The sequence below is a fragment of the Streptomyces sp. NPDC111628 genome, assembly GCF_055635195.1.
In genome coordinates, this window is the sequence record NZ_JBVKBZ010000001.1 from 344,594 (window position 1) to 360,211 (window position 15,618).

Below are 15,618 nucleotides of genomic sequence, written 5' to 3' on the forward strand. Positions count from 1 at the left end.
ATGTCGCTCCAGGGGACGGACGCCCACCGGAACGCCGACGGCACGCTCCCGGCGCTGGTCGCCCGGGCCGTGGCGGCGGCACGGGCGCACGGCTTCGCCCACTCGTGCCGCCCCGAACAGGGCCGCCTGCTGCACCTGCTGGCGGCGGGAGCCACGCACGCCATCGCCGAGACGGGCACGGGCTGCGGCGTGGGCCTGGCCTGGCTGGCCTCCGGCGCCCGCCCGGGAACCCGGCTGGTCGGCGTCGAACGCGACACGGAGCGGGCCCGCGTGGCCAGGCAGGTCTTCCGGGACCACGAGGAGGTCGAGATCCTCCACGGCGACTGGCGACGCGTCGAGGAACACGGCCCGTACGACCTGTTGGTGCTGGACGGCGGAGGCCAGGCGAAGGGCGACGGTGCCGCCGACCCCGCCCGTCTGCTGACCCCCGGCGGCACGCTGGTGGTCGACGACTTCACCCCGGCCACCACCTGGCCGCCCCTCTTCGACGGCGCCCCCGACCACCCCCGGCTCCACTGGCTGGAGCACCCCGCACTGCACACGACCGAACTCCGCCTGGCCCCGGATCTCGCCGCGATCGTCGGGACCCGGCTCCGGGACTGACGGGAAGAGGCCCTGGGCCGTGGCGGGGGAAGCCACGGCCCAGGGCCGGTCTGTGGAGGTGGCGGCTGCTACCGGGCGTCGGTGACGCGGTCGGTGACGCTCTGGACGGCCTTGAGGGCGAGGTCGGGGCGGTCGGTGTGGATGTAGTGGCCGCTGCCCTTGGCGGTGGTGAGCTTCGCGTTGGTGGAGAGCTGCTGCCACTCCTGCTGGCCCTTGGCCCACATCTGCTCCAGGGCGGGGCCGTACTCCGGGACCGCGGCGTACTGGGACTCGTGCTTGAGGATCTCGACGGGGATGTCCCCGGCGGAGTGGACCGGGCCGTCGGCGATGAGGAACTGCTCGGCGTTCTTACCCTCGTTGGCCCCGATCGCGCCGTCCCGGACCTGGGTCGCGCCGCCGGTGGCGTCGGCGGGGATGGTGGCCTTCATGTCACGGGTGAGGTGGGGGACGGTGGCGTCCAGGAGGACCAGGCCCTTGACGCGCTCGGGGTGGTCGGGGGTGTAGCGGGCGGCGATGTAGCCGCCCAGGGAGTGCCCCGCCAGGACGACCGGGCGGTCGCCCGCGAGGTGGTCGAGGAGCTTGGTGAGCAGGACGCTGGTGTCGTTCACGGTCTGCAGTTCGTCCTTGGCGGGCTTGTCGCTCTTGCCCTCGCCGAGGCGGTCGTAGGAGCAGACCCGGTCCGTCTTGCTCAGGGACTTCTGGAGGGCGGCCATGTTGCCCAGGCCCTCGCCGCCGCCCGCCATCAGCATCACCAGCGGCTGGTCCGCGTCCGAGTGGCCGGAGCAGGAGACGTTGACCTTGTGACCGTCGACGTCGATCTGCTTCGTGCCGGTGAAGGAGGCTCCCGCGGAGGCGGTGGTGTCCTTCGCGTCGGAGTCGTCCTTGCCGTATTCCTCGTTCAGGACGAGTCCCGCGCCGGCCACGGCGCAGACGACGGCGATCGCGGCAATCGCCTTGGCGAAGGTGCGGAACATGGGGGGCCTCCAGCAGACAAGGGTGGGGTAGGGACGCGGTGTTGGGGGGAGTTCTTCCAGTCGGCCTGTGGTGCTCGGCGACTGATGAAGACTCTATGGATCCACCGGCCCCGGATCGTCACCCCGCGGTGGACACCTGCCCGTAGCTCCCTCGGGGGACAGCCCCGCCGCCCCGCGCGGCCGCTACGCCCCGTCCGCGCCGACCGACCGCCAGATCCGCTCCGGCAGGACCCGCGCGGCCTCGTCCAGGTCGACGTCCCGGACCCCGGACAGACGGCGCCGGGCGACGGCCACGACCGGGCCCAGGACCAGGGTCTCCAGCAACGGCATGGGCAGCGGGGCGATTTCGCCGGCGTCGATGCGGGGCTGGATCCACCCGGCCATCGCCGAGACGGCCGGCTGCTGCGCGTCCCGCATCTCCCGGCCCCGCGCCATCAGGCGCCGGTCGGCGCTCGGGGAGTGCACGAGGAGCGCCGCGCCGGGGTGGTCGCGGACGAAGGCCAGATAGGCCCCGACCACGGCCCGGATGCCCTCGCGGGCGGTCTCGGTACTGGTCAGCGCGGTGACCAGCTGTTCGAGGAGCCGTCCGGTCCAGCGCTCGGTGAGTGCGGTGAGCAGGCCGTCGAGGCTGCCGAAGTGGTGGTACAGGCTGCCGAGGCTGACCCCGCTGGTGCGGGTGACGGCGGTGACGGTGACGCCCTGTTCGCCCGACTCCGTGTAGAGGCGGAGCGCGGCGTCCAGGAGGAGGTCGGAGGTGACCTCGCCGCGGTGTTGTTTGGGGCTCATGGGCAGGCGCGCTCTCGTTTCCCGTTTTCTAGAACAATTTTCTAGAAGCTTCTTCCAATCCTAGGTCCGTCTGACTCAGACTGTCCCCTGCGGGACGCGTGTGTCCGCCCGGACTTCGGAGGGGAGCGGGCGGGCCGCGGGTCCCGGGTGCCGGGACAACGGGGGGACGGGGTCGACGTGTTGGAGCTGGACGGCAGCGGGGCGGAGCCGCTGAAGGACGGGGATCCGCGGTGGATCGGGCCGATCCCGCTGGTCGGACGCCTCGGCGCCGGCGGCATGGGCCGGGTCTTCCTCGGCGTCCACGCGGGCCGGTACGTGGCCGTCAAGCAGGTGCTGCCCTCGGTCGCCGCCGAGGACAAGGGCTTCCTGCGCCGCTTCGGGCACGAGCTGGACAACCTCGCCCGGCTGCCCGAGGGCGTGACCGCGCCCCTGCTGGCGGGGGACCGCGAGGCGGGCCCGCCGTGGTTCGCCACCGCGTACGTGCCGGGCATCACCCTGTCCCAGGCGCTGGACGTTCACGGCGGGCCGTTGCCCGCCGGGGCGCTCTGGCTCATCCTGCGGGAAGCCGCAAAGGCATTGGTGGCGGTGCACGCGCTGGAGATGGTGCACCGGGACCTGAAGCCGTCGAACCTGATGCTGACGGTGGAGGGCCTGACGGTCATCGACTTCGGGGTGGCCCGGGCCGCCGACCAGAGCCAGTTGACGTCGGTGGACAAGGTGGTGGGGACGCCGGCCTACATGTCGCCGGAGCAGGCGTCGGGGAGCCGGACGCCCGGTGGGGCGGTCGACGTCTTCGCGCTGGGCGGGGTGCTGGCGTACGCGGCGTCGGGGCACGCGCCGTTCGGGGACGATTCGGCGCTGCCGGTGCTGCACCGCATCCTGACGGCGGAGCCCGATCTCCAGCCGCTCAGGGACCTGGACCCCGAACTCGCCGATGTCGTCGCGTCCTGCCTGGACAAGGACCACGAGGGCCGTCCGACCGCCGCCGAACTGCTCGGGACCGCCGAGCGGCACGGCCCGTACGAACCGCCGCTGTGGCCGCGGGCCGTGGCCGAGGTCCTGGCCGAACGAGCCGCGTTCGTCGAGGAGTTACCCCGAGCGGCGGACCTGCCCGATCCGGAGCCCCCGACGAGGGACGCGAAGAGCGAGGAGCCCGGGAGGCGGGGGAACCGGCGCCGGACCCGGATCCTCGTCGGCGTCGTCCCGATCGTGCTGGCGACGGGGGCGACCCTCGCCGTCCAGCTCCTGCCCTACGCCTCCCACGACACCGCGGAGGCGGGCACCGCGCCGTCCCCGTCCGTCTCCGCGGCCCTTGATCCCACGGCCTCGGCCCCGGCCTCGGCGTCGGCGCAGGACCGGCCGACCCCGAGTCCGTCGGCCTCGCACAACAGGGCCGGCAAGGACGCCGAGGACGGGAAGGACGGCCGCGACGGCAAAGACGGCGCGAGCGGCGAAGGCCCCGGGGAGGGCGACGGCGGCGGGGGAGCGGAACGGGCGGCCGGTACCGGTACGGGGACGGGTACGGGTACGGGTACCGGTGACGCAGGCTCGGGCAGCGGCTCGGGCAGCGATTCCGGTGGTGCCGGAGACTCGTCCGGTTCCGGTGGATCGTCCGGGGCGGGTGGCTCGTCGTCCGGTGACGGATCCGGAAACACCGACACGCCCTCCTCGGGCACGTTCGCCCTGAAGAACGCCGAGAACGGCAAGTGCCTCACCCAGGTCTACGGCGCCGCCGACGACGGCTCCTGCGGCAGCTCGACCGCGACCTGGAGCTTCCGGAGCGCGGCGGACGGCGCGGTCAAGGTCGTCAACACGTCCACGGGTGCCTGCCTGGGCGCGAACATGATGGGCCAGGCCGTCTCCACCGTCGACTGCGGCTCCTTCGGCAACGCCCACCTGTGGCGTCCCGGCTCCGGGGGCAGCATGACGAGTGTCTTCAACGACGGCTGCCTCGACCTGGCCTTCGGTGGCGGGGTCTCCTCGCAGCCCTGCCAGTCGGGAACGGCCTCGCAACGCTGGACGCGGACCTAGGGAGTGTCGTACACCGCGACCGCGAGCCGGACGAACGAGCGGATCAGCGGGTTCGGGTCGGTCCGGGGCCAGGCCACCACCACTCGGCTCGGCGGCAGGCCCGTCAGCGGGACCACGGTGAGCCCCTCCGCGGGCACGTGGTCGGCGAGGGTCATGCCGACCGTGCCGTTCCACAGCACGACCTGCTGACACTCCCGTACGGTGCGCACCACCGGCCCCCGCCGCGGCTCCCCGCCGTTCCAGTACGCCTGCCACAGCGGGTCCGTGCCCTCCGGGAAGCGGAACCAGCGGCGGTCGGCCAGCTCGGCCGGGGTCAGGCTCGCCCGGTCGGCCAGCGGATCGTCGGCGCGCAGCAGGGCGCCCACCGGGTCGGCGCGCAGGGTGTGCGTGGTCAGGCCGGTCGGGTCGAAGGGGCCGCGGGTGAGGGCCACGTCGACCAGACCGGCGTGCAGCCCGCAGGTGGGGTCGGTCAGGTCGGTCTCTCGGACGGTGACCTCGACGTGCGGATGGCGCCGGCGGTAGGCGTCCGCCAGCCGGACCACGTCCGGGTCGGTGCTGTCGCCGAGGATGCCGACGGTGAGGGTCGCGGCCCCGGCCGCGGCCGCCACGCGGGCGGGTACGCGTTCGGCACGGTCGAGCAGGGTGTGCGCCTCGTCGAGCAGCACCGCACCGGCTCCGGTGAGGGTGACGCCCGCGGAGGTGCGGTGGAACAGCGTGGCGCCGAGTTCCGTCTCCAGTGCCCTGATCGCCCGGCTCAGCGGCGGCTGGCTCATGTGCAGCCGGACGGCGGCCCGGCCGAAGTGGAGTTCCTCGGCGACCGCCACGAAGTAGCGCAGTGTCCGCAGCTCAAGCCGGTCCCTCCGGTTCACCCGGTCCATCCTGCGACGATACCCGTGCGGTATCGAGTGTGCGGAAGGGGTCTTGGACGCCGCCGGTGCCCCGGCGGTGGAATCGAGGGCATGAACGACGAACCGCGGAACAGCGAGAGCAGCGAGAACAGCGAGGCGGGCGCGGACCCCGCCGTGTCGGTGGTCGGTCCGGGAGACGGCGAGACGATCCTCCTCGGCACCACCCGCATGCGTGTCCTGGAGGACGGCAGTCACACCGGCCACCGCCTCGGCATGGCCGAGTCCGTACTCGCCCCGCACACCCCCGGGCCGCCCCAGCACCGCCACGCCCGGCACGACGAGGGCTTCTACGTCATCTCCGGCACCGTCCGGTTCACGGTGGGGGACGAGGACATCGACGCGACGGCCGGCACCCTCGTGATGGTCCCGCCCGGCGCGCCGCACACCTTCGCCAACACCACCGGCGAACCGGCCCGCATGCTCAGCACGTTCACCCCCGACCTGTACGTCCAGTACTTCCGGGACCTGGAGGAGCTGTACGCCGACGGCCGCACCCCGACTCCCGAGGAGAGCCTCGGGACGATGGGCCGCTACGCGACCGAGCCCGCCACCGACTTCGCCCCGGCCCACGCCCGGCCCCGGGGGACCGGGTCGTGAACGTCGCGTACTGGATCGTCGCCGGACTCCTCGCCGCCTTCTACCTCTACGGGGGCGCGGTGAAGGTGGCGCGCAGCCGGGACGCGCTCCGGCCGATGATGGCCTGGGTGGACAGCATGCCGATGCCCGCCGTCCGCGCCGTCGGCGTGGTCGAGGTGCTCGGCGCGGCCGGGCTGGTCCTCCCGCCGCTGACCGGCGTCGCGCCTTGGCTCGCCCCGGCCGCGGCCGTCGGGTTCGTGGTCCTGCAGATCGGCGCGACCGGGGTCCACCTGCGTCTCGGGGACCGGCAGGTCGCCCTCAACCTGACCCTCCTGGTCACCGCCGCCGTCACCGTCTGGCTCGCCACGGCCCGGCTGTGACCCGGCGTCCGCCGTCAGCCGTCCGCCGTCAGCCGCGCGGCGGCGGAGTGCCCCGGGCCGCGTCCATGAGCCGGCCCGCGAGGTCCGCGACGAGACCGCGCAGCTCGTCCGGCCGCTCGACGACGAACGGGCGGTCCAGCGACGCGAGCAGCCCCGGCAGCCAGTCGAGGCGTTCGGCCCGGATCTCGACCCGGCACCATCCGTCGCCGTCGCCGTCTGCATCGGCGACGACGGCCACGCTGCCCGGCAGCAGGGCGCGGATCTCCTCCGCCGTCCCCCGGACCCGTACCGTCACCTCGTGCCGGTAGGGCGCGGTGGCCAGGGCCGTGAGCACGCGCTCCGCCGGACCGGGCCCCGGTGGCGGTTCGAAAGTGCCGGGCAGGACCCGCGCGCCGTCGATGCGGTCGAGGCGGAACGTCCGCTCCGCACCGACCGAGAGGTCCCGGCCGGTCACGTACCACCGGCCCGCGTGCGCGACGAGCCCGTACGGGTACAGGGTGCGTTCCCCGCGGCCCCCGCCCCCGCCCCCGCCCCCGCGCCTGCCGCCGGTGTACCGGATCGCCAGCGGACGGTGATGGCGCACCGCGTCGGCGACCGGGAGCAGGACGGCGGCCTCCGGGGCGGCGGACCCGGCCGGCGCGGTCGTGAACGTGAGCGAGTCGAGCACCGCGTCCAGACGGAGGCGCAGCCGCTCCGGCAGCACCCGCCGGACCTTCGCCGACGCCGTCTCGCCCGCCGTGCCCGCCGCCGCCGTGATCCCCGTCCGCCGGGCGGCGACCAGGCCCAGCAGGACGGCCAGCGCCTCGTCGTCGGTCAGCATCAGCGGGGGCATGCGGTGGCCGGGGGCCAGCCGGTAGCCGCCGTAACGGCCGCGCACCGACTCCACCGGGACGTCGAGGTCGACGAGGTGGTCGACGTACCGGCGCACCGTGCGCTCGCCGACGCCGAGCCGGTCGGCCAGTTCGGCCACGGTGCGCACCCCGCCGGACTGGAGCAGTTCGAGCAGGGTGAGGACGCGGGACACGGGACGTGACATGCCCGTAAGTCTGCCGTCGATACCGGCCGGATTGTGACCGGTATCGCTCCTAGCGTGGGGCCGTAAGCACTGATCGACCCCAGGAGGCACCCCATGCGACCCGTGAACCTCGTCTCGCTCCGCGTCATCACCGACGACGTCGCCCGCCTCGTCGGCTTCTACGAGCGCGCCACCGGCCTGCGCGCGACCTGGGCCACCGAGGACTTCGCGGAACTGCGCACCCCGTCCGGGACGCTCGCCATCGGCAGCACCCGCACCGTGCCGCTCTTCGCCCCCGGCTCGGCCCGCCCGGCCGACAACCGCAGCGTGATCATCGAGTTCCTCGTCGACGACGTGGACGCCGTGCACCGGAACCTGACCGGCTTCGTGGACGAGTTCGTCAAGGAACCCACCACCATGCCCTGGGGCAACCGCGCGCTCCTCTTCCGCGACCCCGACGGCAACCTGGTCAACTTCTTCACGCCGGTCACCCCGGCCGCCGTCGAGAAGTTCGCCGACGTCGCCCGCTGACGGCCCCCCTATGCTGGACCCGCCCGCAGGGGCGAGGACCGCACGCCGGGAGGGATCTGTGTCAGCGCTGGAGCCGGACGACCCGCGCTCCGTCGGGGAGTACCGGCTGCTGAGCCGGCTGGGTGCGGGCGGCATGGGCCGGGTCTTCCTCGGCCGGTCCCCGGGAGGGCGGCTCGTCGCGGTGAAGGTGGTGCACGCCGAGCTGCTGCGCCGACCGGAGTTCCGCGACCGCTTCCGACGCGAGGTCCAGGCGGCCCGGATGGTCAGCGGCGCCTTCACCGCCCCGGTAGTCGACGCCGACCCGGACGCGCCGCTGCCCTGGCTGGTCACCAGCTACATCGCCGGGCCGTCGCTGGAGCAGGCGGTGGCCGAGCGGGGGCCGTTCGACCCGCAGGCGGTGATCACGCTGGCCGCCGGGCTCGCCGAGGCGCTGGTGTCGATCCACGCCGCGCACCTCGTCCACCGCGACCTCAAGCCCTCCAACGTGCTGCTCGCCGAGGACGGGCCGCGCGTCATCGACTTCGGCATCGTCCGCAGCGTCGACGCCGACTCCCTCACCGGCACCGGGCACATGGCGGGCTCCCCGGGCTTCATGTCCCCGGAGCAGGTCAACGGGGACGAGGTCACCTGGGCCAGCGACGTGTTCTGCCTCGGCGCGGTACTGGCCTTCGCGGCGACCGGCGCGGGCCCCTTCGGCGCCGGACCGACACCCGCGCTGCTCTACCGCGTCGTGCACAACGCCCCGGACGTCGCCGCCGTCGCCGACCCGGCCCTGCGTTCCCTGATCGCCGACTGCCTCGCCAAGGACCCGGCCCACCGCCCCGCCCCGCGCGAGATCCTCGCCCGCATCGGACCGCTGGGCGGCGAGAGCGCTACGGCCCTGCCGCACGCCCAGCAGTGGACGCCGGCCGCCCGTCCGACCCGCACGGACGCCGTGCCCACGCAGATCGTCCCGCCGGCCGCGGCACCCCCGGCGCATCCGCACACCCGCGTCGACACCGCACGTCCGCAGGCGTACCCGTCGGCGCCCGCACCGGCGGACGTACGCCCGACGGCGACCGGGGACGGCGGCCGCCGGAGCCGACGGGCCTTCCTGCTCTCCGGCGCGGGCGCGCTCGCCGCCCTCGGCGTGGGGACCGGCTTCTGGCTCAACCGCCCGGCGGACCCGGACCCGGCGGACGGTTCCCCGCCCGCACCTTCGCCGTCACCCTCGTCCGCCCCCTCCCCGCCCCCGGGCCTGGTCGGACTCTGGCCCCTCAACGAGGCCTCCGGCCGGGTCGCGCGGGACACCGCGGGCGGGCACGACGGCACCGTGACCGGCGTCGCCTGGCAGGGCGCCGGGGGAGGCGCCGTCTTCGACGGGACCGGCAGCCAGGTCGTGACCGCCGGTCCGGTGCTGCAGACCGGCGCGGGCCACAGCTTCACCGTCGCCGCCTGGGTCCGCCTCTCCGCCGTGCCGGGCGTCTTCGCCACCGCCGTCAGCCAGGACAGCGAAGACGCCAGCGCCTTCTACCTCCAGTACTCCAGCGAGGACCAGGGCTGGGCCTTCGCCCGCCCCGGCCTGCGCGCCGTCGGCCGTACCGCTCCCGAAGCGCACGTCTGGACCCACCTGACCGGCGTCTGCGACGGCCCGGCCCGCAAGCTGCACCTGTATGTCAACGGCGCCCAGGAGGCGGTCGTCGAGGACACCGGCCCCGCGCCCGCCACCGGCGCCTTCATGATCGGCCGGGCCTCCTTCGACGGGCAGCCCCGCGACTTCTTCCCCGGCGCCATCCGCGACGTACGGGCCTTCGACCGGGCGCTCGGCCCGGAGCGGGTCGCGAAGCTCGCGTGATCCGGCTGACGAAAGCTCATCGGCGGTCGGTGAAGCGGTAGTTGGGACGGTCGTGCTAAAGATGTAGCTTCCGATGAGTGGCCGCGGCACCCGCACGGAGCACGCGGCGCCTGCGAACGGGGAGAGAGTTGAGCGGGGAAGCCGGATCCGGCCTCACGGGCAGTGGTGCCGAGCCGTTGGAGGACGACGACCCGCGCCGGATCGGACCGATCCCGCTGCTGGGCAGGCTGGGGGCAGGCGGCATGGGCCGCGTCTACCTCGGCGTCCACGAGGGCCGGTACGCGGCCGTCAAGCAGGTGCTGCCGTCGGTCGCCGGGGAGGACAAGGACTTCCTGCGCCGTTTCGGGCACGAGCTGGACAACCTCGCCCGGCTGCCCGAGGAGGCGACGGCGCCGCTGCTCGCGGGGGACCGGGAGGCCCGGCCGCCGTGGTTCGCCACCGCCTACGTCCCCGGCCTCACCCTGCGCGAGGCCGTCGACCTGCACGGGCCCCTGCCCGCCGAGGCGCTGTGGCTCGTCCTGCGGGAGGCCGCCACCGGACTCGCGGCGGTGCACGCGCTGGACATGGTCCACCGGGACCTGAAGCCGTCCAACGTGATGCTGACCGTCGACGGACTCACCCTCATCGACTTCGGCGTCGCCCGGGCCGCCGACCAGAGCCAGTTGACCAGGACCGGCATGGTGGTGGGCACGCCCGCCTACATGTCGCCCGAGCAGGCCTCCGGGAAGCGGGCGTCCAGCGGCGTCGTCGACGTCTTCGCGCTGGGCTCGGTGATCGCGTACGCGGCGTCCGGCCGCCCGCCCTTCGGCGACGAGTCCGGGCACGCCGTGCTGTACCGCATCGTGCACGAGGAGCCCGACCTCCAGCCGCTGCGGGACCTGGACCCCGAACTCGCCGACGTCGTCGCGTCCTGCCTGGACAAGGACCACGAGGGCCGGCCCACCGCCGCCGAACTCGTCGAACGCGCCGAGCGGCACGGACCGTACGAGCCGCCGCTGTGGCCGGAGGCCGTCACCGAACGGCTGACCGAACGGGCCGCCTTCGCGGCGCGCACACCGGAGCCGGGCGACCTCCCGCCGCCGGCACCCACGACCGCAGCGGACCCGAAACCGGACCAGGCGCCCGAGCCGGTCGTGGAGCACAAACCCGAGAAGTCCCGCAAAGAGCGCCGCCGCAGTCGCATCCTTCCCGTCTTCGTCCCCGTCGTGGCCGTCGTCGCGGGCGGCACCCTCGCCTTCCAGCTCCTGCCCCACGTCACGGACTCCGGCGACGCCGCGGAAGCCGGACCCTCCGCGTCCGTCACGGTCTCCGCCCCCACGGCACCGTCGGGCGCCGCCGACGGGTCCGCGAAGCCGTCGCCGTCCACCAGTGCCTCCTCCTCGAAGAAGCCGAAGCCGGAGGGAAAGGAGTCCGCGACCGCCCCCGGGGCGGCGGACGCGGAAGACGGCAAGGACGGCAAGGGCGACGGCGGCCGGGACACGGGCGCCGGAACAGGCCCGGGCACCGACGACTCAGACAGCGGCAGCGGCAGTGGTGACGGTGGTGGCAGCGGTGGCGGTGGCGACTCCTCCTCCGGCACGGGAACCGAGACCAAGGCCCCCTCGACGGGCGGCTTCACCCTGCTCAACGCGTCTAGCGACCAGTGTCTCGTCGCCTCCGCCGGCACTTCGTACGGCCAGGTCTCCGGCGGTGGCTGCGGTGCCGCGACGGCCCGCTGGAGCCTGCGGGGCGTCTCGTCCGGCACGTACCGGATCGTCCACCAGGCGTCCGGCACCTGCCTGTCCGGCTACGGCTCGATGCACAGCGCGGCCTGCGGCGCGGACAACGCCCAGGAGTGGCGTCTCGGTTCGGGCGGCACCGTGGTCCTCACGAGCCACGACCTGTGTCTGGAGCACGCCTCCCCGAGCGGCATGATCATGCGGCGCGCGTGCTCCGGCTCGGCGTCCCAGAGCTGGACCAGGTCCTAGTCCTTGTCCCCGTCCTTGTCTCGCTCGTCGTCCTTCTCCAGCGACTTGAGGAAGTCGGGGTTGTCGTCCGGCGCCACCCACTGCCGCCGCCCGCCGCCGCCCTGCCAGGGCGAGGAGCCGGCGGGCTGCCGCTTCTTCCCGGCGATGATCCAGGAGACCGAGCCGACCAGCGGGAAGAGCAGCACGAGGATCGCCCACAGCGGCTTGGGCATGTGGCGGATGTCCGCGTCCTTCGTGCTGATGCAGTCGATGAACGCATAGACGCTCAGGGCCAGTGGAACGAGGAACATCAGCACCCGGAGCATGGGCTTCTCCAGCTCAAGCGAGGGGGTGGGGACGCGTCACGGCCCCCAGGTACAGGGCCAGGGTAGCCGCTCGGGGATACTGGACGGCATGGCTTACGACGATCTTCGCTCCCTGCTCAGGACGCTGGAGCGCGAGGGCGACCTCAAGCGCATCAAGGCCGAGGTGGATCCGTACCTGGAGGTCGGGGAGATCGTCGACCGGGTGAACAAGGCGGGCGGGCCCGCGTTGCTCTTCGAGAACGTGAAGGGCTCCGACATGCCCCTCGCGATGAACGTCTTCGGCACCGACCGCCGCCTGCTCAAGGCCCTCGGCCTCAAGTCGTACTCCGACATCTCGGACAAGATCGGCGGGCTGCTCCGCCCCGAGCTGCCCCAGGGCTTCGTCGGCGTGCGCGAGGCCTTCGGGAAGCTCGGCACGATGACGCACGTACCGCCGAAGAAGGTGAAGCCGGGCAGCGCGCCCGTCCAGGAGGTCGTCCTCACCGGCGACGACGTGGACCTGGACCGCCTCCCGGCCCTGTTCACCTGGCCGGACGACGGCGGCTCCTTCTTCAACCTGGGCCTGACCCACACCAAGGACCCGGAGACCGGCATCCGGAACCTGGGGCTGTACCGCCTCCAGCGCCACGACAGGCGCACCATCGGCATGCACTGGCAGATCCACAAGGACAGCCGCAACCACTACCAGGTCGCCGCCCGCCGCGGTGAGCGGCTGCCGGTCGCCATCGCCTTCGGCTGCCCGCCCGCCGTGACCTACGCCTCCACCGCCCCGCTCCCCGGCGACATCGACGAGTACCTCTTCGCCGGGTTCGTGCAGGGCAAGCGGATCGAGATGGTCGACTGCAAGACGGTCCCGCTCCAGGTCCCCGCGCAGGCGGAGGTGGTGCTGGAGGGCTGGCTGGAGCCGGGCGAGATGCTCCCCGAGGGCCCCTTCGGCGACCACACCGGCTTCTACACCCCGCAGGAGCCGTTCCCCGCCCTGAAGATCGACTGCGTGACGATGCGCAAGCGCCCGCTGCTCCAGTCGATCGTCGTCGGCCGCCCCCCGACGGAGGACGGCCCCCTCGGACGGGCCACGGAGCGCTTCTTCCTCCCGCTCCTCAAGATCATCGTCCCGGACATCGTGGACTACCACCTCCCCGAGGCCGGCGGCTTCCACAACTGCGCGATCGTCTCGATCGACAAGAAGTACCCCAAGCACGCCCAGAAGGTGATGCACGCCATCTGGGGCGCCCACATGATGTCCCTGACCAAGCTGATCGTCGTCGTCGACTCCGACTGCGACGTCCACGACCTGCATGAGGTCGCCTGGCGGGCGCTCGGCAACACCGACTACGGCCGCGACCTCACCGTCGTCGAGGGCCCGGTCGACCACCTCGACCACGCCTCCTACCAGCAGTTCTGGGGCGGCAAGGCGGGCATCGACGCGACGCGGAAGCTGCCCGAGGAGGGGTACACCCGCGACGGGGGCTGGCCGGACATGGTGCTGTCCGACCCGGAGACGGCGGCGAAGGTCGACCGCCGCTGGAAGGAGTACGGACTGTGACGTCGGCTTCCGCCGCCCTGCCGCAGCAGCCGGGGCGCACCAAGGCGTTCCTGCGCCTGGTGATGATCGAGCACTCGGTGTTCGCGCTGCCCTTCGCCTACATCGCCGCGCTGACCGCGATGTACCTGTGGGACGAGAACATCCACTGGGGCCGGCTGCTCCTGGTCACCGTCGCCATGGTGGGCCTGCGCACCTTCGCGATGGCGGTCAACCGGATCATCGACCGCGAGATCGACGCCCGTAACCCGCGCACCGCCCACCGCGAACTGGTCACCGGCGCCATGTCGGTCAAGCACGCCTGGACCGGCGCGCTGATCGCCCTCGTCGTCTTCCTGGGCGCCGCGGCCCTGCTCAACCCGCTCTGCCTCGCCCTCGCCCCCATTGCCGTCATCCCGATGGTGGTCTACCCGTACGGCAAGCGGTTCACGAACTTCCCGCAGGCCATCCTCGGCCTCGCCCAGGCCATGGGCCCCATCGGCGGCTGGCTGGCGATCACCGGCGAGTGGTCCTGGGAGGCGGTGATCCTCGGTCTCGCGGTCGGCATCTGGATCGGCGGCTTCGACCTGATCTACGCCTGCCAGGACGTCGAGACCGACCGGCAGGTCGGCGTGAAGTCCGTCCCGGCCCGCTTCGGCATCCCCGCCGCGATCTGGGGCGCCCGCGCCTGCCACACGCTCACCACGGCCCTGTTCGTCTGGTACGCCGTGGCCACCGACGCGGGTGTCTTCTTCTGGCTCGGCCTGCTGATCGTCGCGGGCGCGTTCCTCTACGAGCACACCATCGTCCGCCCCACCGACCTGACCCGCCTCAACAGGGCGTTCTTCAGCGTCAACGGCTTCATCGGCATCGCACTCTTCGTGTGCGCGCTGCTGGATCTGCTCGTGCGGGGCCTCACGGTCTGAAAACCCTGAGCCTGCGACTAGGCTCGGCATCATGAAGCCAGGACAGACGCAGCGCGTGCCTTGGATCGTGGGGGTGTCCGGGGCCTCCGGCACCCCGTACGCCGCCGCCGTGCTGCGTGCGCTGCTCGCCGCCGGCGAGAGCGTCGACCTGGTAGTCAGCCGGGCCTCGCGGCTCACCCTGCTCGACGAGACCGGCATCTCCTTCCGCGACGCCCACTGGCAGCACGACCTGCGAGAGTGGCTGGCCCGCGGAGCCGACGGCAAGCCGGACACGTTCGACGCGGACGTCTCCGGCGTACGGCACTGGAGCGCGGGCGACCTCGCGGCCGGGCCGTCCTCGGGGTCGTACCCGACGAAGGGCATGCTGATCGTGCCCGCGTCCACGGCCTGCGTGGCCGGTGTCGCGCTCGGGCTGTCCAAGGACCTGCTCCAGCGCACCGCGAGCGTGACCCTCAAGGAGCGCCGCAGGCTCGTCGTCGCCGTACGGGAGACCCCCCTGGACGGCCGGACCCTGCGGCACCTGGTGACCCTGGACGACGCCGGCGCGAGCGTGGTGCCCGCCTCCCCGGCCTTCTACGCGGGGGCGACGCACATCCAGGACCTGGTGGACTTCGTCGCCGGACGCGTCCTCGACGCGGCGGGCGTCGGACACGACCTCTACCGCCGCTGGCGCGGCGACCTCGGCGGGGCCCGCCCCACCGGCTGAGCACCAACTCCCCCCACACGTTTGTTACCCACATCTTCAGAACTCTTCAGTGGAAGGCTTCGATCGCATGGACGCGGTGGACAGGCAGCTCATCCAGGCCCTGAGAGAGAACGGCCGGGCCTCCTACGCGGAGCTGGGGCGCCTCGTCGGACTCTCGGGACCCAGCGTCACCGACCGCATCAACCGGCTGGAGGCGGCCGGAGTCATCACCGGATACCGGGCCACCGTCGACGCCGCCTCCCTCGGCCTCGGCGTCACCGCCCTGATCGGCGTCTCGCTCTCCGACGCCGCCGACCACGAGGACGTGGCGCAGCGCCTCAAGGAGCTGCGGGAGATCGAGGACTGCTGGTTCATCGCCGGCGACGACTCCTACATGCTCAAGGTGCGCGCCGCCGACGTGGACGGCCTGGAGAGCATCATCCGGCGCCTGTCGGGCACCAAGGGCGTGTCCCGGACCCGTACCACCATCGTTCTCTCCACCAAGTGGGAGAACCGGGTGGGCGAGCTGCCCGAAGAGGTCCAGTAACCGGGGCGTACGGTTGACCCGTCTGTCT

16 protein-coding genes are annotated in these 15,618 nt (G+C 73.1%); 11 read left to right on the top strand and 5 right to left on the bottom strand.

Annotation, left to right across the window (positions count from 1 at the left end):
• A complete protein-coding gene (locus tag ACZ7MF_RS01680; RefSeq protein WP_471473904.1) occupies positions 1 to 603 on the top strand; it encodes an O-methyltransferase in 603 nt (200 codons plus the stop codon).
• Positions 604 to 671: 68 nt separating this feature from the next.
• Here the strand turns inward: ACZ7MF_RS01680 and ACZ7MF_RS01685 are convergent, their stop codons facing one another.
• The gene (locus ACZ7MF_RS01685) at positions 672 to 1,577 is read right to left on the bottom strand and encodes an alpha/beta fold hydrolase (RefSeq protein WP_471473906.1); all 906 of its coding nucleotides are present in this window, start codon (positions 1,575 to 1,577) and stop codon (positions 672 to 674) included.
• 183 nt (positions 1,578 to 1,760) lie between these two features.
• A complete protein-coding gene (locus ACZ7MF_RS01690) occupies positions 1,761 to 2,363 on the bottom strand; it encodes a TetR/AcrR family transcriptional regulator (RefSeq protein ID WP_471473907.1) in 603 nt (200 codons plus the stop codon).
• A gap of 177 nt (positions 2,364 to 2,540) precedes the next feature.
• On the opposite strand from ACZ7MF_RS01690, the gene ACZ7MF_RS01695 reads away from it, so the two are divergent.
• Complete coding sequence (locus ACZ7MF_RS01695) at positions 2,541 to 4,394, top strand: serine/threonine-protein kinase (protein WP_471473908.1); 1,854 nt, start codon at positions 2,541 to 2,543, stop codon at positions 4,392 to 4,394.
• Here the strand turns inward: ACZ7MF_RS01695 and ACZ7MF_RS01700 are convergent.
• Positions 4,391 to 5,272, bottom strand: a complete 882-nt coding sequence (locus ACZ7MF_RS01700) for a LysR family transcriptional regulator (protein WP_471473910.1) — start codon at positions 5,270 to 5,272, stop codon at positions 4,391 to 4,393. The two genes, ACZ7MF_RS01695 and ACZ7MF_RS01700, sit on opposite strands and share 4 nt — an antisense overlap.
• A gap of 81 nt (positions 5,273 to 5,353) precedes the next feature.
• Between ACZ7MF_RS01700 and ACZ7MF_RS01705 the strand changes: the two genes are divergently transcribed.
• Positions 5,354 to 5,899: a cupin domain-containing protein gene (locus ACZ7MF_RS01705; RefSeq protein WP_471473911.1), complete on the top strand. Its 546-nt coding sequence runs from the start codon at positions 5,354 to 5,356 to the stop codon at positions 5,897 to 5,899.
• Entirely contained in the window at positions 5,896 to 6,258 is a 363-nt protein-coding gene (locus tag ACZ7MF_RS01710; RefSeq protein WP_471473913.1) for a DoxX family protein, read from the top strand. Before ACZ7MF_RS01705 ends, ACZ7MF_RS01710 begins: the two co-directional genes overlap by 4 nt.
• A 28-nt stretch (positions 6,259 to 6,286) precedes the next feature.
• Here ACZ7MF_RS01710 and ACZ7MF_RS01715 read toward each other — a convergent pair whose 3' ends face one another.
• Positions 6,287 to 7,294, bottom strand: a complete 1,008-nt coding sequence (locus tag ACZ7MF_RS01715; protein WP_471473914.1) for a helix-turn-helix transcriptional regulator — start codon at positions 7,292 to 7,294, stop codon at positions 6,287 to 6,289.
• 102 nt (positions 7,295 to 7,396) lie between these two features.
• Here ACZ7MF_RS01715 and ACZ7MF_RS01720 point away from each other — a divergent pair, with 102 nt between their 5' ends.
• From ACZ7MF_RS01720 to ACZ7MF_RS01730, 3 genes are all read left to right on the top strand, one after another.
• The gene (locus ACZ7MF_RS01720) at positions 7,397 to 7,804 is read left to right on the top strand and encodes a VOC family protein (protein ID WP_471475166.1); all 408 of its coding nucleotides are present in this window, start codon (positions 7,397 to 7,399) and stop codon (positions 7,802 to 7,804) included.
• A gap of 58 nt (positions 7,805 to 7,862) precedes the next feature.
• Entirely contained in the window at positions 7,863 to 9,638 is a 1,776-nt protein-coding gene (locus ACZ7MF_RS01725; RefSeq protein ID WP_471473915.1) for a protein kinase domain-containing protein, read from the top strand.
• A 128-nt stretch (positions 9,639 to 9,766) separates the two neighbouring features.
• A complete protein-coding gene (locus tag ACZ7MF_RS01730; protein WP_471473917.1) occupies positions 9,767 to 11,605 on the top strand; it encodes a serine/threonine-protein kinase in 1,839 nt (612 codons plus the stop codon).
• On the opposite strand, the gene ACZ7MF_RS01735 is transcribed toward ACZ7MF_RS01730, so the two are convergent.
• A complete protein-coding gene (locus ACZ7MF_RS01735; RefSeq protein ID WP_471473918.1) occupies positions 11,602 to 11,910 on the bottom strand; it encodes a PLD nuclease N-terminal domain-containing protein in 309 nt (102 codons plus the stop codon). The genes ACZ7MF_RS01730 and ACZ7MF_RS01735 overlap by 4 nt on opposite strands.
• 88 nt (positions 11,911 to 11,998) lie before the next feature.
• Here ACZ7MF_RS01735 and ACZ7MF_RS01740 point away from each other — a divergent pair, with 88 nt between their 5' ends.
• The 4 genes from ACZ7MF_RS01740 (at position 11,999) to ACZ7MF_RS01755 (ending at position 15,590) form a co-directional block, all read left to right on the top strand.
• Positions 11,999 to 13,456, top strand: coding sequence for a menaquinone biosynthesis decarboxylase (locus tag ACZ7MF_RS01740; protein WP_471473919.1), 1,458 nt, complete (start codon positions 11,999 to 12,001; stop codon positions 13,454 to 13,456).
• Positions 13,453 to 14,358, top strand: coding sequence for a menaquinone biosynthesis prenyltransferase MqnP (gene mqnP / locus ACZ7MF_RS01745; protein WP_471473921.1), 906 nt, complete (start codon positions 13,453 to 13,455; stop codon positions 14,356 to 14,358). The genes ACZ7MF_RS01740 and mqnP overlap by 4 nt, the downstream gene beginning before the upstream one ends.
• A 55-nt stretch (positions 14,359 to 14,413) precedes the next feature.
• Positions 14,414 to 15,064: a UbiX family flavin prenyltransferase gene (locus ACZ7MF_RS01750; protein WP_471475167.1), complete on the top strand. Its 651-nt coding sequence runs from the start codon at positions 14,414 to 14,416 to the stop codon at positions 15,062 to 15,064.
• 67 nt (positions 15,065 to 15,131) lie between these two features.
• The gene (locus ACZ7MF_RS01755; RefSeq protein WP_007443788.1) at positions 15,132 to 15,590 is read left to right on the top strand and encodes an Lrp/AsnC family transcriptional regulator; all 459 of its coding nucleotides are present in this window, start codon (positions 15,132 to 15,134) and stop codon (positions 15,588 to 15,590) included.
• Positions 15,591 to 15,618: the final 28 nt, after the last annotated feature.